At 56.9% G+C, this 18,436-nt stretch carries 19 protein-coding genes; 9 read left to right on the forward strand and 10 right to left on the reverse strand.

What is annotated here, in order from left to right; translation table 11 throughout:
- Positions 1-97: 97 nt before the first annotated feature.
- Complete coding sequence (locus RTU33_RS01420) at positions 98-1,879, forward strand: sigma-54-dependent Fis family transcriptional regulator (RefSeq protein ID WP_312624781.1); 1,782 nt, start codon at positions 98-100, stop codon at positions 1,877-1,879.
- Here the strand turns inward: RTU33_RS01420 and RTU33_RS01425 are convergent.
- Positions 1,876-2,367, reverse strand: a complete 492-nt coding sequence (locus tag RTU33_RS01425; RefSeq protein WP_312624783.1) for a YajQ family cyclic di-GMP-binding protein — start codon at positions 2,365-2,367, stop codon at positions 1,876-1,878. The two genes, RTU33_RS01420 and RTU33_RS01425, sit on opposite strands and share 4 nt — an antisense overlap.
- Before the next feature lie 144 nt (positions 2,368-2,511).
- Here RTU33_RS01425 and panE point away from each other — a divergent pair, with 144 nt between their 5' ends.
- Positions 2,512-3,426 (forward strand): 2-dehydropantoate 2-reductase, encoded by a 915-nt coding sequence (gene panE, locus RTU33_RS01430; RefSeq protein ID WP_312624785.1) that lies wholly within the window; start codon positions 2,512-2,514, stop codon positions 3,424-3,426.
- Positions 3,386-3,979, forward strand: a complete 594-nt coding sequence (gene yajL / locus RTU33_RS01435) for a protein deglycase YajL (protein ID WP_312624787.1) — start codon at positions 3,386-3,388, stop codon at positions 3,977-3,979. Before panE ends, yajL begins: the two co-directional genes overlap by 41 nt.
- A gap of 98 nt (positions 3,980-4,077) precedes the next feature.
- Here the strand turns inward: yajL and thiI are convergent, their stop codons facing one another.
- On the reverse strand, positions 4,078-5,529 hold the full coding sequence (gene thiI, locus RTU33_RS01440; RefSeq protein ID WP_312624789.1) for a tRNA uracil 4-sulfurtransferase ThiI: 1,452 nt from the start codon (positions 5,527-5,529) through the stop codon (positions 4,078-4,080).
- A 198-nt stretch (positions 5,530-5,727) separates the two neighbouring features.
- Here thiI and xseB point away from each other — a divergent pair, with 198 nt between their 5' ends.
- The 4 genes from xseB to RTU33_RS01460 are packed head-to-tail and all read left to right on the forward strand — an operon-like array spanning position 5,728 to position 9,791.
- A complete protein-coding gene (gene xseB / locus RTU33_RS01445; RefSeq protein ID WP_312624790.1) occupies positions 5,728-5,970 on the forward strand; it encodes an exodeoxyribonuclease VII small subunit in 243 nt (80 codons plus the stop codon).
- A 3-nt stretch (positions 5,971-5,973) separates the two neighbouring features.
- A complete protein-coding gene (ispA, locus tag RTU33_RS01450; RefSeq protein WP_312624791.1) occupies positions 5,974-6,873 on the forward strand; it encodes a (2E,6E)-farnesyl diphosphate synthase in 900 nt (299 codons plus the stop codon).
- A 23-nt stretch (positions 6,874-6,896) separates the two neighbouring features.
- Entirely contained in the window at positions 6,897-8,759 is a 1,863-nt protein-coding gene (dxs, locus tag RTU33_RS01455; RefSeq protein ID WP_312624792.1) for a 1-deoxy-D-xylulose-5-phosphate synthase, read from the forward strand.
- A 57-nt stretch (positions 8,760-8,816) separates the two neighbouring features.
- A complete protein-coding gene (locus RTU33_RS01460) occupies positions 8,817-9,791 on the forward strand; it encodes an aldo/keto reductase (protein ID WP_312624793.1) in 975 nt (324 codons plus the stop codon).
- A gap of 91 nt (positions 9,792-9,882) precedes the next feature.
- Here the strand turns inward: RTU33_RS01460 and pgpA are convergent, their stop codons facing one another.
- The 6 genes from pgpA to nrdR form a co-directional block, all read right to left on the reverse strand.
- Positions 9,883-10,395: a phosphatidylglycerophosphatase A gene (gene pgpA, locus RTU33_RS01465; RefSeq protein ID WP_312624794.1), complete on the reverse strand. Its 513-nt coding sequence runs from the start codon at positions 10,393-10,395 to the stop codon at positions 9,883-9,885.
- Complete coding sequence (gene thiL / locus RTU33_RS01470; RefSeq protein WP_312624795.1) at positions 10,376-11,350, reverse strand: thiamine-phosphate kinase; 975 nt, start codon at positions 11,348-11,350, stop codon at positions 10,376-10,378. The genes pgpA and thiL overlap by 20 nt, the downstream gene beginning before the upstream one ends.
- Positions 11,351-11,421: 71 nt before the next feature.
- Positions 11,422-11,841: a transcription antitermination factor NusB gene (gene nusB / locus RTU33_RS01475; protein WP_312624796.1), complete on the reverse strand. Its 420-nt coding sequence runs from the start codon at positions 11,839-11,841 to the stop codon at positions 11,422-11,424.
- 19 nt (positions 11,842-11,860) lie between these two features.
- Positions 11,861-12,331 carry a 6,7-dimethyl-8-ribityllumazine synthase gene (gene ribE / locus RTU33_RS01480; protein WP_312624798.1) on the reverse strand — a complete coding sequence of 157 codons (471 nt, stop codon included), beginning with the start codon at positions 12,329-12,331 and terminating at the stop codon, positions 11,861-11,863.
- Between the two features lie 88 nt (positions 12,332-12,419).
- Positions 12,420-13,523: a bifunctional diaminohydroxyphosphoribosylaminopyrimidine deaminase/5-amino-6-(5-phosphoribosylamino)uracil reductase RibD gene (gene ribD / locus RTU33_RS01485; RefSeq protein ID WP_312624799.1), complete on the reverse strand. Its 1,104-nt coding sequence runs from the start codon at positions 13,521-13,523 to the stop codon at positions 12,420-12,422.
- 3 nt (positions 13,524-13,526) lie between these two features.
- Positions 13,527-13,976, reverse strand: a complete 450-nt coding sequence (gene nrdR, locus RTU33_RS01490) for a transcriptional regulator NrdR (RefSeq protein WP_312624801.1) — start codon at positions 13,974-13,976, stop codon at positions 13,527-13,529.
- 143 nt (positions 13,977-14,119) lie between these two features.
- Between nrdR and RTU33_RS01495 the strand changes: the two genes are divergently transcribed.
- Positions 14,120-14,662 carry a DUF3251 domain-containing protein gene (locus RTU33_RS01495; RefSeq protein ID WP_312624914.1) on the forward strand — a complete coding sequence of 181 codons (543 nt, stop codon included), beginning with the start codon at positions 14,120-14,122 and terminating at the stop codon, positions 14,660-14,662.
- Positions 14,663-14,971: 309 nt separating this feature from the next.
- The gene (locus RTU33_RS01500) at positions 14,972-15,856 is read left to right on the forward strand and encodes a nucleoside-specific channel-forming protein Tsx (RefSeq protein ID WP_312624916.1); all 885 of its coding nucleotides are present in this window, start codon (positions 14,972-14,974) and stop codon (positions 15,854-15,856) included.
- A gap of 101 nt (positions 15,857-15,957) precedes the next feature.
- On the opposite strand, the gene RTU33_RS01505 is transcribed toward RTU33_RS01500, so the two are convergent.
- On the reverse strand, positions 15,958-17,349 hold the full coding sequence (locus tag RTU33_RS01505; protein WP_312624803.1) for a M24 family metallopeptidase: 1,392 nt from the start codon (positions 17,347-17,349) through the stop codon (positions 15,958-15,960).
- 112 nt (positions 17,350-17,461) lie between these two features.
- A complete protein-coding gene (gene secF / locus RTU33_RS01510; protein WP_312624805.1) occupies positions 17,462-18,433 on the reverse strand; it encodes a protein translocase subunit SecF in 972 nt (323 codons plus the stop codon).
- Between the last annotated feature and the right edge of the window lie 3 nt (positions 18,434-18,436).

Consider the following 18,436-nt stretch of genomic DNA (forward strand, 5'->3'; position numbering starts at 1 on the left):
TATCTCAGCAATGTTCGCTTCCGTGTTGCGTAACGCAACATTAAACAAACCACTAAGCTACAATATCGCAACACTTTCTCGTTCATTGAGGTGTCTGATGCAGGGAAAATCAACCGACAGCGTTGGTCATACCCACTGCAGCCCGCTGCTGCGCGAGTCGTGGTTTCGCAGCGAGCTGTATGGCCTGGAGCGCAACGCCGAAGACTTCCCGCTTCTGGGGCAGGGAGAGCTGGCCGATCGTCTTGCCAGTCATTCCGGTTTACAGCGCTACGCCTTACCCATGGTCACTCAACTGGCGAAAAGCCTCACGGAAACCCAGTCGGTGGTGGTATTAACCGATGACACAGGCGTGGTGTTACAGACGGTAGGCAATCTGAGCGCAATGGAAAAAGCGCAGCGTTTCGCGCTTTCGCCCGGCACGCTCTGGAGCGAAAGCGGCCGTGGAACAAACGCGATTGGCACAGCCCTCGCCATTGATGACAGCTGCGAGATCGACGGCGAACAGCATTTCCTCACCAGCAATCAAAACCTTTATTGCGCCGCCATTCCTCTGCAAACGCCGGATGGTCAGATCGCGGGCGTGCTGGACATCTCCGGCCCGGCACACTTCTCTCATGCGCATACGCTGGCCTGGGTCAAAAGCGCCGCACGGCAGATAGAGTATCTGTGGGTCAAACAGAGTCTCCATCCGCAACAGTGGTTGATGAGCCTGCACCCCGATCCGCAAAAGCTCGACAGCGTTGAAGAGTTACTGCTGGTGTTTTCCGACAATACGTTGATCGCAGCCAACCGTCTCGCGCTGCGCAGGCTGGGCATCGACCCCGCCCGACTCGGCCATATCACTTTTGGGCAGTTATTCCCTTTACTAAAACAAACCCCCTGCCCGCTGCCAGCACCGGTCACCCACTCCGCTCAGACCTACTACTACCGCCTGCGTGCGCCGACGCAAACCCTCGTCAGCGTGCCGCCAAAACCTGCCGCGGAGTGGCCTTTTTCACTGAAGCAGGACGGCGAAAAAATGGTGCGCCTGCTCAACGCTGGCGTGTCATTGTGCATTCAGGGGGAAACCGGCAGCGGGAAAGAGTTTGTCAGCCAGACGCTGCATCAGCGCAGCTGCTGGCGGGAAGGGAAATTTATCGCGATTAACTGCGCGGCTATTCCGGAGTCACTGATTGAATCAGAGCTGTTTGGCTATCAGCCCGGCGCGTTTACCGGCGCGAACAAAAACGGCTATATCGGCAAAATCCGTGAAGCGGACGGCGGGATCCTGTTCCTTGATGAGATTGGCGACATGCCGCTCGCTCTGCAAACCCGTCTGCTCAGAGTGTTGCAGGATAAGGTCGTCGCGCCGCTGGGCTCAAGCCGTAGCTGGCCGGTGAATTTTGCCGTGATTTGCGCCACCCACCGTAATCTGGCGCAGCTTGTCGCCGACGGCGAATTTCGCGAAGACCTGCTTTATCGTTTGCAGGAATTTACCCTGACCATCCCACCGCTGCGGGAATGGCCGACGCTTCCGGCATTTATTGAACAGCAGTGGCAGGAGCTTGGAGGACCAGCGCGGCACATCACGCTTTCTCCGCCGCTGCTGAAAACGCTGGCACACTTTGCCTGGCCGGGGAATGTCCGCCAGTTACGCAGCCTGATGAAAGTGCTGCTGGCGCTGGCTGAAGAAGGGGAAACGCTTGGCGTTGATGCTTTACCGGCTGAGTACCGGCAGGCCACGCCTGAAGTTATGGAAAACCTGAAACAGCATGACACAGCCCTGATTGCCAGCACGCTAGCGCGCTTCAACGGCAATATCAGTAAGGCCGCCCAGGCGCTGGGCGTGGCGCGCAGCACGCTCTACCGGCGTGCCGCACGCGTCCGTGACGGGAATTAATCGCGGAAGTTTTTAAACTGGAACGGCTGGCCGAGATTGCCGCCGCGAACCAGCGCCATCACCGCCTGCAGATCGTCGCGGGATTTACCGGTCACGCGAATCTCTTCGCCCTGAATCTGCGCCTGCACCTTCAGCTTGCTGTCTTTGATCAGCTTGACGATTTTCTTCTGCACCGAACTTTCGATGCCGGTTTTCAGCTTCGCTTCCACAAACCAGGTCTTGCCGCTGTGAACGAACTCTTCCGGCACCTCGATTGAGCTGCCTTCGATGCCACGTTTAAGCAGCTTGGCGCGCAGGATGTCCAGCAGCTGATTCACCTGGAAATCAGATTCGCTCAGCACCTTGATGCTCTCATTCTTTTCATTCAGCTCGATGCTCGCCTCCACACCGCGAAAATCGAAGCGAGACTCCACTTCGCGCGCAGCATTATCCACGGCGTTTTTGGCTTCCTGAAGATCAACTTCAGAGACAATATCGAAAGATGGCATGTTTTATTCTCCCTCTCTTTTTGTTGCGATGCATAATACCCGCAACGTCAGAGAACACAACCTGTTATCCCGGTGACGGCGGGCATGCTGTCGGCGCTATACTGATAACATCACGCCCGATCCCGCAGCAGGTGAGGAGGAACAATGAAAATTACCGTGCTTGGATGCGGCGCCCTGGGACAATTATGGCTGACTGCGCTTATCCGGCAAGGGCATGACGTTCAGGGCTGGCTGCGCGTGCCTGCTCCGTGGTGCAGCGTCAACCTGCAGGATACTGACGGGCGCGTCTTTAACGAGCTGGTGACGGCCAACGACCCCGATTTTCTCGCCAGCAGCGATTTGTTGCTGGTTACTCTGAAGGCCTGGCAGGTATCGACCGCCGTCAAAAACCTGGCCCTCCAGCTTCCGGCCACCTGCCCCATTTTGCTGATGCACAACGGCATGGGGACAGTGGACGAGCTGCGTTCGCTGAAACAGCCGCTGCTGCTCGGCATGACCACGCAGGCCGCTCGCCGGGATGGCAACCTGATTATTCATGTCGCCAACGGCACTACTCATATCGGCCCCGGTAACGCCGTCGCTCAGGAGTACAGCTTTCTGGCCGATACGCTGCATACCGTGCTGCCGGATGTCGCGTGGCATAACGATATCGGCAATGCAAGCTGGCGAAAGCTGGCGGTGAACTGCGTCATCAACCCGCTGACGGCGCTCTGTGATTGCCCAAACGGGCAGCTGCGCGATTATGCCAGCGAAGTAGAGCGCGTCAGCGCGGAAGTCGCCATGGTGATGGCGCGTGAGGGGCACCACGCCAGCCCCGAAGATTTGCTGGCCTACGTCTGGCAAGTGATTGACAGCACGGCGAATAACATTTCGTCCATGCTTCAGGATGTGCGCGCACAGCGCCAGACTGAAATCGACTATATCACCGGATACCTGCTCAAACGGGCCCGCGCCCATGGGATCGCGGTGCCGGAAAACGCCCGCCTGTTTGAACAGGTTAAACGTAAGGAGAATTCGTATGAGCGCATCAGCGCTGGTTTGTCTCGCCCCTGGGAGTGAGGAGATGGAAGCGGTGACCACCATCGATCTGCTGGTTCGCGGCGGCATCAAGGTCACTACCGCAAGCGTCGAAAGCAGTGGCGATCTGGTCATTACCTGTTCACGCGGCGTGAAGCTGCTTGCCGACGCGCCGCTGGTTCAGGTGGCCGACGGTGACTTTGATGCCATCGTGCTGCCGGGTGGCCTGAAGGGCGCAGAATGTTTCCGCGACAGCCCGCTGCTGGTGGAAACGGTAAAACAGTTCCATCGTTCAGGCCGAATCGTCGCCACCATTTGCGCCGCAGCAGGCACCGTGCTGGTGCCGCACGACATTTTTCCGATTGGCAACATGACGGGGTTTCCGGCGCTGAAAGAGACGATTCCGGAAGGGCAGTGGCAGGATAAGCGCGTAGTCTGGGACCCACGCGTCAACCTGTTAACCAGCCAGGGGCCCGGCACCAGCATTGATTTTGGGCTGAAGCTTATCGACCTGCTGGTGGGTCAGGAAAAGGCCTATGAGGTCGCCTCACAGCTGGTGATGGCTGCCGGGATTTACAACTACTACTCAGAGTAATTTAGCGCAGTGCCGGGTGGCGGCTATGCCGTACCCGGCCTACGGTCCGGTAGGCCGGGCAAACAACGTGCCGCCCGGCAGTTTTACGACGCGGCAGATTACTCCGGACGATAAACCTTCACGTTAGCAAAGCCCTGCTCGCGCAGATACAGCGCCTGCAGGCGGCTCATCACCCCACGCTCGCACCACAGCAGGTAGGTTTTGCTCTGATCCAGATCGCCGAATTTGGTGCTCAGCTTGTAGAACGGCAGAGAAGCGATTTCCACGCCTTCAACCTTCAGCGGCTTGTCGTCCTGCTCATCAATAGAGCGGATATCGAGGATCACGTCGTTGGCGCTGAAGCCGCTGACGGTTTCCACTTCCACGACGTCCTGCTGGGTCTGCTGCGCGATGTCACGGATATCGACATTGTTGGCTTCCGCCACCACTTTATCGAGGATCGTGAAATCGAAGTTCTGCTCTTCTGCTTCTATCTTCGCCTTCACCGCCTTCACGGTTGGGCTCTTCGAAATCACGCCGCAGTATTCCGGCATGGTACGGGCAAAATCTTCGGTACCGATTTCACGGGCCAGATCGATAATGTGCTCTTTATCGTGAGAAATCAGCGGACGCAGGATCAACGTGTCAGAAACGTTGTCGATGAGACGCAGGTTGGTCAGCGTCTGGCTGGAGACCTGGCCCAGCGCTTCGCCGGTGACCAGCGCCTGCACGCCGTAGCGTTCTGCTACCTGAGAAGCTGCACGCATCATCATACGTTTCAGCACCACGCCCATCTGGCCGTCGTCGATTTTTTCGAGGATTTCACCGACAACAGGCTCAAAGTTGATCGCCACGAAGCGTACGCGGTGCGAGCTGCCGTAACGGTTCCACAGATAGTGCGCCACCTGACGAACGCCGATTTCGTGCGCCGCGCCGCCAAGGTTGAAGAAGCAGTAATGCACACGACAGCCGCGACGCATCAACATGTAGCTGGAGACGCCGGAATCGAAGCCGCCGGAAATCAGCGACAGCACGTCTTCCTGAGTGCCAATCGGGAAACCGCCGATGCCTTCATAGCGGCCTTTCACCAGCAGCAGGCGATCGTTTTCGATCTCCAGATGCACGGTGACGTCCGGGTTGGTCAGCTTCACGCGCGCCGTTTCAATGTGCTGGTTCAGGCCGCCGCCGACGTAACGTTCCACTTCAATAGAGGTAAACTCATGCTTACCGCGACGTTTTACGCGCACGCAGAAGGATTTACCTTCCAGCTGTTCGCGCCACAGCGGCAGCGTCTGCTCGAAGATGTCATGGAGGGAAGTGAACGGCACATCTTCCACTTCCAGAATATGGTGAATGCCGGGAATGCGGGTCAGCGCATCGCGGATAATCGGGCGCTGGTTCTCATCTTTAGCGCGAACTTCGATATGATCCCAGTGACGAACAACGGCGAGCGTCTCGTCATAGTGCTTCAGCACATTACGAATGTTCCCAGTGAGCATCTTAATAAAGCGTATGCGCACAGATTGGCTCTTGATGGTGATTTCCGGGAACAATTTAATGATAAACTTCATGGCGGCAATGGTTCGTTGGCAAACCCGACGGGGTCTGTAGAAAAAAATACAGCAGCCATGACTTCCCGGCTGCATCCAGGCGCGGAAGTATACCACCATCGCGGTCAACCTGCGCGTTACCATTATGCGTTATTTCATATGCCCGAGGACTTCGCTACCATTAGGCAAGTCGCGATAAAACAGAGTCAAACATTCACTATGCCAAAGAAAAATGAAGCGCCAGCCACCTTTGAGAGTGCGCTGACCGAACTTGAGCAGATTGTTTCCCGCCTCGAAAACGGCGACCTGCCGCTGGAAGACGCGCTGAATGAGTTTGAGCGCGGCGTGCAGCTGGCGCGTCAGGGTCAGGTGAAGCTGCAGCAGGCCGAGCAGCGCGTGCAAATCCTGCTGGCCGACAGCGAAGATGCCCCGCTGACTCCCTTCACGCCGGACGCAGAGTAAAAGATGGAGTTCTCGCAACAGTTGCAGTCCTGCGTTGAGCGGGCTAACGAAGCGCTGCGCCAGTTTATTGCGCCGCAGCCCTTTCAGAACACTCCGCTGGTGGAAGCCATGCACTATGGCGCACTCTTGGGCGGTAAACGTCTGCGCCCGTTTTTGGTTTACGCCACCGGCCGCATGTTTGGCGTCAGCCTCTCCACGCTGGATGCGCCCGCCGCTGCGGTGGAATGCATTCATGCTTATTCGCTGATTCACGACGATTTACCGGCGATGGATGATGACGATCTGCGCCGGGGTCAGCCAACCTGCCATATTAAATATGGTGAAGCGAACGCGATTCTGGCCGGAGACGCGCTGCAAACGCTGGCCTTTTCTATACTGAGTGATGCGCCGATGCCGTTCGTTGCCGACGCGTTCCGCCTGAAGATGGTCTCCGAACTGGCGCAAGCCAGCGGCGTAGCGGGCATGTGCGGCGGTCAGGCGTTAGATCTGGAAGCCGAAGGCAAGCAGGTCGATTTGCAGGCGCTGGAGCGTATTCATCGCCATAAGACAGGAGCGCTGATTCGCTCCGCCGTGCGCCTGGGTGCACTCAGCGCAGGCGAAAAAGGCCTGGCTGCGCTGCCGGTGCTCGACAAATACGCCGAAAGCATTGGCCTCGCCTTCCAGGTGCAGGATGACATTCTGGATGTGGTAGGGGATACTGCGACCCTTGGTAAACGTCAGGGTGCCGATCAGCAGCTTGGCAAAAGCACCTACCCTGCCCTGCTGGGACTTGAGCAAGCCCAAAGCAAAGCCCGTGATCTCATTGAAGAGGCCCGCCAGTCGTTAACGGTACTGGCCGCGCAGTCTCTGGACACCACGGCACTGGAAGCGCTAGCGAATTACATTATTCAGCGCGATAAATAAAAAAACACCACGATGAGTCTCTGATGAGTTTTGATATTGCCAAATACCCGACGCTGGCGCTGGTGGAGTCCACTCAGGAATTGCGTCTGTTGCCTAAAGAGAGCCTGCCGAAGCTCTGCGACGAGTTGCGTCGCTACCTGCTCGACAGCGTGAGCCGCTCCAGCGGACACTTCGCCTCCGGGCTTGGCACGGTGGAACTCACCGTGGCGCTGCACTACGTCTATAACACCCCGTTTGATAAGCTTATCTGGGACGTGGGCCACCAGGCTTACCCACACAAAATTTTGACCGGACGACGCGACCGCATCGGCACCATTCGCCAGAAAGGTGGCCTGCATCCGTTCCCGTGGCGCGGTGAAAGCGAGTATGACGTGCTGAGCGTTGGCCACTCGTCGACCTCCATCTCCGCCGGTATAGGCATTGCCGTTGCCGCAGAAAAAGAGGCAAAACAGCGCCGCACCGTCTGCGTGATTGGCGACGGCGCGATCACCGCAGGCATGGCGTTTGAGGCCATGAACCACGCAGGCGACATCAAGCCTGACATGCTGGTTATCCTCAACGATAACGAAATGTCGATTTCCGAGAACGTCGGCGCGCTGAACAATCACCTCGCCCAGTTGCTCTCCGGAAAGCTTTACTCCTCGCTGCGGGAAGGCGGCAAAAAAGTCTTCTCCGGCGTGCCGCCGATTAAAGAGCTGCTCAAGCGTACCGAAGAACATATCAAAGGCATGGTAGTGCCCGGCACGCTGTTTGAAGAGCTTGGCTTTAACTACATCGGCCCGGTTGACGGTCACGACGTGCTGGGTCTGGTCAGCACGCTGAAGAACATGCGTGACCTGAAAGGCCCGCAGTTCCTGCACATCATGACCAAAAAAGGGCGCGGCTACGAGCCCGCGGAAAAAGACCCAATCACCTTCCACGCCGTGCCGAAATTCGATCACACCAGCGGCGTGCTGCCGAAAAGCAGCGGCGGCCTGCCGAGCTACTCAAAAATTTTCGGCGACTGGCTGTGCGAAACGGCGGCAAAAGACGACAAGCTGATGGCCATCACGCCCGCCATGCGTGAAGGCTCCGGCATGGTGGAGTTTTCCAAAAAATACCCTGACCAGTATTTCGATGTGGCAATTGCCGAGCAGCATTCGGTCACCTTCGCGGCGGGACTGGCGATCGGCGGCTATAAGCCCGTGGTCGCGATTTACTCCACCTTTCTGCAACGCGCCTACGATCAGGTCATTCACGACGTCGCGATTCAAAAGCTGCCGGTGCTGTTTGCCATCGACCGCGCGGGCATCGTCGGTGCCGACGGTCAGACCCATCAGGGCGCGTTTGATCTCTCCTATCTGCGCTGCATCCCGGATATGGTCATCATGACTCCAAGCGATGAAAACGAATGCCGCCAGATGCTGTTTACCGGCTATCACTACAGCGACGGCCCAAGCGCAGTGCGCTATCCGCGCGGCAGCGGCACGGGCGCAGCGCTGGCCCCGCTGGAAAAACTGCCGCTCGGCAAAGGTATCGTTAAACGTCAGGGTGAGAAAATTGCCATTCTGAATTTCGGCACCCTGCTGGCAGATGCCGAAGTCGTGGCAAATAATCTCAACGCTACCCTGGTCGATATGCGCTTTGTGAAGCCGCTGGATGAAGCGCTGATTCTGGAGATGGCCGTGCAACACGACGCGCTGGTGACGCTGGAAGAAAACGCCATCATGGGTGGCGCAGGCAGCGGCGTGAATGAAGTGCTGATGGCACACCGCAAGCCGGTGCCGGTGCTGAACCTCGGCCTGCCGGACTTCTTTATTCCGCAGGGCACGCAGGAAGAAGCTCGCGCGGCTATCGGCCTCGACGCCGCAGGTATCGAAACCAAAATCACCGCCTGGCTCGCCTGATCCCTCCCCTTTCCGCTCCTGCTATGCTTAAAGGATATTCATCGCAGGAGTGGAACCATGCAATACAACAAATTAGGATCGACCGACCTCAACGTCTCCCGCTTGTGTCTCGGCTGCATGACCTTTGGCGAGCCCGACCGCGGCAATCACGCCTGGACGCTGCCGGAAGAGAGCAGCCGCCCAATCATCAAACACGCCCTGGAAGGCGGCATTAACTTCTTTGACACCGCCAACAGCTACTCCGACGGCAGCAGCGAAGAGATTGTGGGCCGTGCGCTGCGGGACTTTGCCCGCCGTGAAGACGTGGTGGTCGCGACCAAGGTTTACCATCAGACCGGCGATTTGCCGCAGGGGCTTTCGCGGGCGCAAATTCTGCGTTCAATTGACGACAGCCTGAAGCGTCTGGGCATGGAGTACGTCGACCTGCTGCAAATCCACCGCTGGGATTACAACACGCCAATTGAAGAAACCCTCGAAGCGCTGAATGATGTCGTAAAAGCCGGAAAAGCGCGCTACATCGGCGCATCATCTATGCACGCCTCGCAGTTTGCCCAGGCTCTCGATTTGCAGAAAAAGCACGGCTGGGCGCGCTTTGTCACCATGCAGGATCACTACAACCTGATTTACCGCGAAGAAGAGCGCGAGATGCTGCCGCTGTGCTACAGCGAGGGCGTGGCGGTGATCCCATGGAGCCCGCTGGCGCGCGGACGTCTTACGCGTCCATGGGGTGAAACCACCGCGCGTGTCGTGTCTGACGAGTTTGGTAAAACGCTCTACAGCACGACGGAAGATAACGATGCGCAGATCGCCGAGCGGCTGGCGGCAATCGCCGAAGAGCTGGGGGTTTCGCGTGCGCAGGTCGCGCTGGCATGGCTGCTAAGCAAGCCCGGCGTGGCCGCGCCCATTATCGGTACGTCCAGAGAGGAACAGCTGGATGATTTGCTGAACGCCGTCGATATTACGCTTAAGCCGGAGCAGATTGCCGAGCTGGAAACGCCTTATCAGCCGCATCCGGTGGTGGGGTTTAAGTAGAGCCAGATTGCCCGGTGGCGCTGTGCTTACCGGGCTTACAAACCGGGCCGGAGCAGGCCGGGAAAACGGCGTGCCGCCCGGAAAATCGCTGTCAGATCAATCCGATCGGCCAGTGATGCCCAATCAGATACAGCAGGCCCGCGGCGATGATCCCGGCGATAATGTCATCAACCATGATCCCCATCCCGCCGTGCACGTTGCGATCGAACCAGCGAATTGGCCACGGCTTCCACATGTCAAAAATGCGGAACAGCACAAAGCCGATCGCCACCCACTGCCAGGCGTTGGTCGGCAGCGCCATCAGCGTTATCCACATGCCGATAAACTCATCCCAGACGATGCTGCCGTGATCGTGCACGCCCATATCCTTCGCGGTGCGATGGCAAATGTAGACGCCGATGCAGATCCCAAGCATCACCACCAGCGAATAGAGCTGCCAGGGCAGGAAGGTCATCAGATACCAGAAGGGAATAGCGGCAATCGATCCCGCCGTACCGGGCATAATCGGGCTCAGCCCGCTGCCGAAACCGGTGGCTAACAGGTGCCACGGATTCAGCAGGTTCAGGCGGCTTTTGGCGACATCTTTACTGCGCAAAATGGTCATATCCCTTCCAGTCGAGCGTGACCGGCTTGCCGTCACGTTGAAAATGCAGGCCTTCCACGTCGGCACTAATCTGGCCGATGCAGGTATATTTCATGCCAAAATGACCGAGCGCCACGTCCAGCGCACCGCGGTTGAGTTCAGGTACGGTGAAGCAGAGCTCATAGTCTTCGCCGCCGGACAGCGCCCAGCGCAGCGCCTGCTCAGGCTCCACGCAACGCTGCATCGCTTCAGAGAACGGCAGTGCATCCAAATCGATTCGGGCGCCGCACTCGCTGGCCTTGAGGATATGACCGAGATCGGAAATCAGGCCATCAGAAAGATCGATAGCCGCATTCGCCAGACCGCGCAGCGCCTGCCCCGCCAGGATTCGCGGAGTCGGGTTCAGATGACGCTTCACCAGATAGTCTGCGTCTTCTTTCACCGAAACCCGCAAACGCTCCTGCAAAATCGCCAGCCCTGCCGCGCTGTCGCCCGGCGTACCGGTGACGTAAACCCAGTCGCCCGGTTTCGCCCCGGAACGCTTGAGCGCTCGTCCTTCCGGCACAAAGCCGTGAATGCCCAGCGTCATCGACAGCGGCCCTTTAGTGGTGTCACCGCCAATCAGCTGCATATCGTAGTAGTTCAGCTGTTCAAACAGACTGTCGCTGAACGCGGCAAGCCAGGCTTCGTCGACGGCAGGTAAGGTCAGCGCGAGCGTGAGCCACGCAGGATCGGCGCCCATTGCGGCGAGATCGCTTAAGTTCACCGCCAGCGCCTTGCGGGCCAAATCAGCAGGATTAATATCCGGTAGGAAATGAATGCCCGATACCAGCGTATCGGTGCTGATCGCCAGGGTTTGTTTTTCGGGAACGTTCAGCAGCGCGCAGTCGTCGCCGATGCCGGTTTCAACATCCAGACGGGAGCTTCTGACGCGATCAAAATAACGGGCAATGAGAGAAAATTCGCCGCAAGCCATAGGTCATGCCTCGAGCCGGGAAAAGAGAATGCCGACGATAACGGAGTGCCCGTTAACGTCGGCTAAACAGATTACTTCTTGCGGGGACGGATGACCGGAGCTGCTTTATCCAGCACGCCGTTAACGAACTTGTGGCTGTCTTCAGCGCCGAAGGTTTTCGCAAGCTCGATAGCTTCGTTGATGGCCACTTTGTACGGCACATCGTCACGCTTAGCCAGCTCGAACAGCGCGATGCGCAGCACGGCTTTCTCAACCTGACCCAGCTCTTCGAGCAGGCGGGAGAGATACGGCTTCATCAGGCCGTCAAGATACGCGCTGTTGGTCGCCACTCCGGACAGCAGTTCGCGGAAGTACACGACGTCGACGTCTTTCACGTCCTGTTCCGCCAGGAACTGATATTCAACATCAGCGATGTCGTTATGGGACAACTGCCAGGAGTAAAGCGCCTGGACAGCACACTCACGGGCGCGGCGACGAGCAGCAGGTTTCACGGAATTCCCCTTACAAAATTCAGGCCTTGATGGCCTTCAATACATTAATCATTTCCAGCGCGGTCAGTGCAGCTTCTGCACCTTTGTTACCGGCCTTGGTGCCAGCGCGTTCGATGGCTTGTTCGATGCTTTCGGTGGTCAAAACGCCGAAGGCAACCGGAATTTCGCTCTCCTGCGCAACGTGCAGCAGGCCATTGCTTGCGCCACCGGCGACATATTCAAAGTGAGCAGTACCGCCACGAATTACGGTGCCCAGCGCGATCACCGCGTCGTATTTGCCGGTCTTCGCCAGTGCGCCCGCTGCCAGCGGCAGTTCGTACGCGCCCGGAACCCAGACAACGGTAATATTTTCGTCTTTCACCTGACCAATACGCTTCAGGGCGTCAACCGCACCTTCCAGCAGGCTTTCATTGATGAAGTTGTTGAAACGCGCAATGGTGATGGCGACGCGGGCTTCAGGTGCCGCTACGTTAGCTTCGATAATGTTCATACTTTTCCTTTTGGGATTCGACTTACCCCATGAGGGGGGCGGATTTTATCATAATATTTCGTGTGCTGCTTCGGTTATTGAGAGCAACTTACGCAGGTCTTAAATGCAAACAGAGATCCGGGCCAACGTGGCGTATCTCGCTGAAACTGAACTGGGGTGCATCGGCGAGTTTCTCAAGCCCTGGCAGGACACATAATCCACGGGCATCGCTGCCTAATAGTTTAGGCGCGACGTACACAATCAGCTCATCAACCAGCCCGGCCTGGAGCAGCGCTCCCGCGAGCGTCGGACCTGCTTCCACCCAGATGCTGTTAATTTGCTGTTTGCCAAGCTGCATCATCAGCAGGACGAGATCGAGATGGCCGTTGTGTTCCGGAATTTGCACAGTGCGCACAGACTCCGGCCATTCACGTGAGTCAGGCTGAGTTCGGGCAAACCAGGTTTCGCCCGGCTGCTGCACGATGCGATGCTCCGGCGTGACCTGATTCAGCCTGTCGAGCACGATGCGCACGGGCTGCCGCAGATTTTCCTGCGGATAGCTGGCCTTCACCTCTTCGTTGAGCTCTTCCCAGCGCACGGTCAGCGCCGGGTTATCCGCCAGCACCGTGGCGCTGGTGGTTAAAATTGCGTGGCTTTCGGCGCGCAGACGCTGCACGTCACGGCGTGCCTGCGGGGAAGTTATCCACTGGCTTTCACCGCTCGCCATTGCCGTACGGCCATCGAGGGATGCGCCCAGCTTGAGCTGAATATACGGAAAGCCGGTGCGCATACGCTTCAGGAAGCCTTTATTGAGCGCTTCTGCTTCGCTCATCATCAGCCCGTGGCTGACTTCGATGCCTTCCTGCTGCAAACGATACAGCCCGCGCCCGGCCACCTGAGGGTTAGGATCCTGCATTGCGGCCACGACGCGACTAACGCCTGCAGTAATGAGCGCTTCGCAGCACGGCGGCGTGCGGCCATGATGGCTGCACGGTTCGAGAGTAACGTAGGCCGTTGCGCCTTTGGCTTTTTCGCCCGCCATGCGCAGAGCGTGCACTTCCGCGTGAGGTTCCCCCGCACGATAGTGTGCCCCTTCCCCGACTATTTCGCCGTCTTTCACGATAACGCAGCCGACGCGTGGATTAGGATGCGTGGTAAAACGCCCCTGAGCGGCCAGCTGCAGGGCTCGCGCCATGTACATTTCGTCTTGCATCGGTCAATCCTGTAGGCGGGCGATCTCTTCGCCGAATTCTTTAATGTCTTCAAAGCTGCGGTAGACGGAAGCGAAACGAATGTAGGCGACCTTATCCAGTTTCTTGAGCTGTTCCATCACCAGATTACCGATTTGCTTGCTCGGTACTTCACGTTCGCCTGTTGCACGAAGCTGAGATTTAATGTGATTGACCGCCATCTCGACGTCATCTGAGCTCACCGGGCGTTTTTCCAGCGCTTTCTGTAAACCACTGCGCAGCTTATCTTCATTGAACGGTTCACGCACATCGTTACTTTTCACCACCCGCGGCATAACGAGTTCTGCCACTTCAAAGGTGGTGAAGCGTTCGTTACACACCAGGCACTGGCGGCGGCGGCGTACGGAGGATCCTTCCCCGACCAGGCGGGAGTCGATCACTTTGGTATCTACAGCGAAACAAAATGGGCAATGCATGGCGCGTCCTGACGAAGAAGTGTGACATCTTTCTATTTTACCACGACCCGTACTCAGCCGTCATTTTGAGACAATCCCCCGTGAGGAATAATCCCCTCTCCTGCTACCATTATCCCCGGCAGACCCCTACAAGGATCCTCATGATGACAAGACGTTTCGTTCGACTTCTCGCGCTGGGCAGCCTGTTTACCCTGAGCGCCTGTGCACAGCAAACCGAAATTCACCAGATGCAGCAGAGCGTCAGCGCGCTGAATCAGGATATGAGTAAGCTCAATCAGGAAACGGTGAAAATCACCCAGCAAAATTCGCTGAACGCCAAATCGGCAAGCGGCGTCTATCTGCTGCCGGGCTCTCATACGCCAGCACGTCTGGAAAGCCAGATTGGCACCCTGAAAATGTCGCTGATTAATATTGCGCCAAACGCCGATGGCCTGCGCGCCACGCTGCGTATTCAGGGCGAATCCAACGATCCGCTCCCCGCATTTAGCGGCACCGTCGAGTGGGGCGTGATTCAGGGCACCACCGATAGCTTCCAGGAAGTGAACGTTAAAAACCAGCTGATCAACGCTCCGGCCAGCGTTCTGGCCCCGAGCGATGTGGACATTCCGCTGCAGCTGAGCGGCAGTGATGCCAAACAGCCGGTATTTGTGCGCATCCACGATATTCAGCCCGTCACGCCGCAGTAATCCTTTATGGCCGGATAGCGCCCGTTATCCGGCAACGTTTGACTCCTTCCGCTTATCTTTCGACACCCTCTGCAATCTTTTCCGTTTTTCAGAAAACCCTGGAAACATTTACGATAATCCGTACAATCCCCGCCGACAATGTACGCAAACGTGAACGCAATCGATTACGTACTTGAGAAAACTGTGAAACACCACATATTTTTGTGAGCAATGATTCTTATAATAGGCCTCGCAGAAAACCGTTACATTTAGAAACGCTCCGGCGATTCTTTTCACTCCCCGCGAGGGATTTCAACAAGTGGCATCATGATGAAAAAAACATTACTTGCAGCCAGTGCAGTGCTCGCTCTTTCTACATCTTTCACCGCAGGCGCAGCAGAAAACAGCAAACCTGAATACGTTTCTGACTGGTGGCACCAGAGTGTCAACGTGGTAGGAAGCTATCACACCCGTTTCGGACCACAGATCCGTAACGATACCTATCTGGAATACGAAGCCTTCGCCAAGAAAGATTGGTTCGATTTCTATGGTTATATGGATGCACCCGTCTTCTTCGGTGGTAACACCGACGCAAAAGGTATCTGGAACCACGGCTCTCCATTGTTTATGGAAATTGAACCACGCTTCTCCATAGATAAGCTGACCGGTGCAGATCTGAGCTTCGGCCCGTTCAAAGAGTGGTACTTCGCCAACAACTACATCTACGACATGGGCCGCAACGCCTCGGGTCGTCAGAGCACCTGGTATATGGGCCTGGGTACGGATATCGACACCGGCCTGCCAATGAGCCTGTCCATGAACGTCTATGCAAAATACCAATGGCAAAACTACGGTGCAGAGAACCAGAACGAGTGGGACGGCTACCGCTTCAAGGTGAAATACTTCGTGCCAATCACCCAGCTGTGGGGCGGCCAGCTGAGCTACATCGGCTTCACCAACTTTGACTGGGGCTCAGAGCTGGGCGATATTGGCTTCCGCGATAATAATGGCAACAAAGCGCGTACCAATAACTCTATCGCCTCCAGCCACATCCTGGCGCTGAACTACGATCACTGGCACTACTCCGTAGTTGCCCGTTACTGGCACAACGGCGGCCAGTGGAACGACGACGCCAGCCTGAACTTCGGCAACGGCGACTTCAGCGTCCGTTCAACCGGCTGGGGTGGTTATCTGGTCGTGGGTTACAACTTCTGATAAGCGTGATGCCCGGCGGCGCAGGCTTGCCGGGCCTACAGAAGTCAATCCTGATATGAACCACAGGCCGGGTGGGCATTGCGGCCACCCGGCTTTTTTTATTACCTCAGACTCAACGCTTTACTTTGATCCAACAGCCACGGGCGCAAATACCCAACGGTATTGGAAAACGGCAGCACGCACTCCGGTAAGTTAATCCCCACTTCTCTCTGGATCCACTCACGCCTTGCCTGAACTCGCGCCCAAAGTTGCGGATACTCAGAAGCAAGCTGTTGACGCAGCGCTTCATCGGCCAGCGCCACGGTGTCCTCAATGCTTGCCCCCGCATAACCCGCGCGGGAGGGAATAATATCAATTTGCAGCAGCATACCGCTGGCTAATGGAATGTCCGACCGGGCTGACACCGGCGAACAGAGCCACTCTTCATCCGCCACCAGGTGTCCAGGATTCAGATGCCAGTGATAGTCGGCTTTCGGTAAAACATCTTCGAGCAGCTGATACAGCTCACCGCCGGTCATGCCCGGATGGATGTTCTCCAGCCACGCTACAACAGCACAGAAATAAGGTATCGCAACCACGTCCAGATAATCATTGACGGCTTCCGGCAGCTGAGCCGCGTTTTCCACCACGTAAGCTGCGCGACTGCTGAGGCCGCCTTTGTAGCTGACGGTCAAAGAGAATTTGTCACCCTTCTGAACCTGCTTATCGCCAGGATAGAGATTCGCATGTGCAAAACGATCGCCGGTGGCAGCGATGGTCACAACGTTATTGAGCTGCCCGTCTGCCGCCAGGAGGCTGGCAATCTGCTTTTCAGTTTTCCCCACCTCTATCGCATTCAGCGCACGCAGGATAGCCGTCGAAGCCAGATTTGCGCCGTACTCGTAGTGCGCAAGCTCATTGGCATTATTGATAACGCGCGCACCGTTTGCCGGTGAGATAAACAGGCCGGTGGCATTGCACAATTCTGCGTCCGGGGCCGCTTCGCGAATGGCATCGACAATGAACGCCGGCATGTCGAACATCTGGCGTACGTTTTCATTCAGGCCTGTAAACAGCTTCCAGCCCGCCAGCCCCAAAATTTTTCCCGACGCCAGGCCCGCATCCCGCAAAATTTCGGGCAAAGACTGCGTGTTATCCATCGGCTGATTCGGTAAAGAGAACCACGGCGCGTGCAGCACCCGGTTTTTGAGCCGCGCATGAGGGGCAAGCTTCAGGTTTTCGTTACCGAGCACCAGCACCGCTTCCCCATCCTGATGCAACACCAACAGCGCCTCTTCAAAACGCGGAATAAACCCGGTGAGGTATTCGAAATTGCCGCCGTGCTCTTTGTCGGCATAGACAATCAGCGTATCGATTTTCTGCTGACGCATACCTGCCAGCACGCGGTTTTTACGTTCCGCAAGCGTGGCATCACTCAGGATGACGGATGGTAAGTCGGTCCAGGTTTGCGGTGGTGAAACATTTTGCAGGCGAATGTGATGAGACGTGGTCATTTCTGTAGCGTCCTTTAAACAGAGATAATCCGCTAACCCTACCGGAAACCCATAAATTTGGCATAAAAAAATCCCGGCCATTTGACCGGGATTTGATTTTGCAACGCAGGCCTTACGGCAGGATTGAAGGCTGATCGGCGCCCTCTTTCTCCACTTTCTGCTGCAGCAGGTGCTCGCGCTTCATGCCCAGCTTCAGCGCCAGCGCAGATGCCACGTAGATGGAGGATGCCGTACCAATGGAGACACCGATAAGCATGGTCAGCGAGAAGCCTTCCAGCACCGGGCCACCAAACAGGAACAGCATCAGGATAACCATCAAAGTGGTACCGGATGTGATCAACGTACGGTGCAGCGTCTGGGTCAGGGAGACGTTAAAGATCTCGTAAGGCGTACCGCGACGGATCTTACGGAAGTTCTCACGAATACGGTCCGAAACCACGATGCTGTCGTTCAACGAGTAGCCGATAACCGACATCAGCGACGCGACGATAGTCAGGTCAATCTCAATATGGAACAGCGAGAGAATGCCCATGGTGATCACCACGTCGTGCGCAAGGGCGATAACCACCCCCGCCGCCAGACGCCACTCGAAGCGGAAACCAACGTAGACCAGAATGGAGATCAGTGCCGCCATCAGCGCCATTGCCCCGCTCTGCGCCAGATCGGCACCAACGCTCGGCCCTACAAACTCAATACGCTTCACCGCCGCGTTCTGAGAGGTAGATTCGTTAATCACGTTCAGCACTTTGCTGCCCAACTCCTGGCTGCCGCTCTCGGTTTTCACCGGAGGCATGCGCACCATGATGTCGTGGCTGCTGCCAAAGTTCTGCACCAGTGGCTCAACGAAGCCTGCTTTTTCAAGCGAGGCGCGCGTTTGCTCCATATCCACTGGTTTTTCCAGCGTAATTTCAATCACCGTACCACCGGTGAAGTCGAGACCCCAGTTGAAGCCGCGCACGCCAATCACGATGATGGACGCCACCAGCAACAGGCCTGATATTGCAAAGGCCCAGAAGTCCCAGCGCATAAAGTCATAGACTTTACGGCCGTGGTTCAATTGTTCAACGGTATATTCCTGTGCCACAAC

It is taken from the genome of Scandinavium sp., from assembly GCF_032012665.1.
Taxonomy (GTDB): Bacteria; Pseudomonadota; Gammaproteobacteria; order Enterobacterales; family Enterobacteriaceae; genus Scandinavium.

Excerpts from the sequence above, each read along its gene's own strand:
- panE (WP_312624785.1), top strand. The coding sequence starts at position 2,512 with ATGAAAATTACCGTGCTTGGATGCGGCGCCCTGGGACAATTATGGCTG.
- ispA (WP_312624791.1), top strand. The coding sequence starts at position 5,974 with ATGGAGTTCTCGCAACAGTTGCAGTCCTGCGTTGAGCGGGCTAACGAA.
- RTU33_RS01420 (WP_312624781.1), top strand. The coding sequence starts at position 98 with ATGCAGGGAAAATCAACCGACAGCGTTGGTCATACCCACTGCAGCCCG.
- dxs (WP_312624792.1), top strand. The coding sequence starts at position 6,897 with ATGAGTTTTGATATTGCCAAATACCCGACGCTGGCGCTGGTGGAGTCC.
- RTU33_RS01505 (WP_312624803.1), bottom strand. The coding sequence starts at position 17,349 with ATGACCACGTCTCATCACATTCGCCTGCAAAATGTTTCACCACCGCAA.
- RTU33_RS01500 (WP_312624916.1), top strand. The coding sequence starts at position 14,972 with ATGAAAAAAACATTACTTGCAGCCAGTGCAGTGCTCGCTCTTTCTACA.
- ribD (WP_312624799.1), bottom strand. The coding sequence starts at position 13,523 with ATGCAAGACGAAATGTACATGGCGCGAGCCCTGCAGCTGGCCGCTCAG.
- pgpA (WP_312624794.1), bottom strand. The coding sequence starts at position 10,395 with ATGACCATTTTGCGCAGTAAAGATGTCGCCAAAAGCCGCCTGAACCTG.
- ribE (WP_312624798.1), bottom strand. The coding sequence starts at position 12,331 with ATGAACATTATCGAAGCTAACGTAGCGGCACCTGAAGCCCGCGTCGCC.
- xseB (WP_312624790.1), top strand. The coding sequence starts at position 5,728 with ATGCCAAAGAAAAATGAAGCGCCAGCCACCTTTGAGAGTGCGCTGACC.
- nrdR (WP_312624801.1), bottom strand. The coding sequence starts at position 13,976 with ATGCATTGCCCATTTTGTTTCGCTGTAGATACCAAAGTGATCGACTCC.
- thiL (WP_312624795.1), bottom strand. The coding sequence starts at position 11,350 with ATGGCTTGCGGCGAATTTTCTCTCATTGCCCGTTATTTTGATCGCGTC.
- RTU33_RS01425 (WP_312624783.1), bottom strand. The coding sequence starts at position 2,367 with ATGCCATCTTTCGATATTGTCTCTGAAGTTGATCTTCAGGAAGCCAAA.
- thiI (WP_312624789.1), bottom strand. The coding sequence starts at position 5,529 with ATGAAGTTTATCATTAAATTGTTCCCGGAAATCACCATCAAGAGCCAA.
- RTU33_RS01460 (WP_312624793.1), top strand. The coding sequence starts at position 8,817 with ATGCAATACAACAAATTAGGATCGACCGACCTCAACGTCTCCCGCTTG.
- RTU33_RS01495 (WP_312624914.1), top strand. The coding sequence starts at position 14,120 with ATGACAAGACGTTTCGTTCGACTTCTCGCGCTGGGCAGCCTGTTTACC.
- yajL (WP_312624787.1), top strand. The coding sequence starts at position 3,386 with ATGAGCGCATCAGCGCTGGTTTGTCTCGCCCCTGGGAGTGAGGAGATG.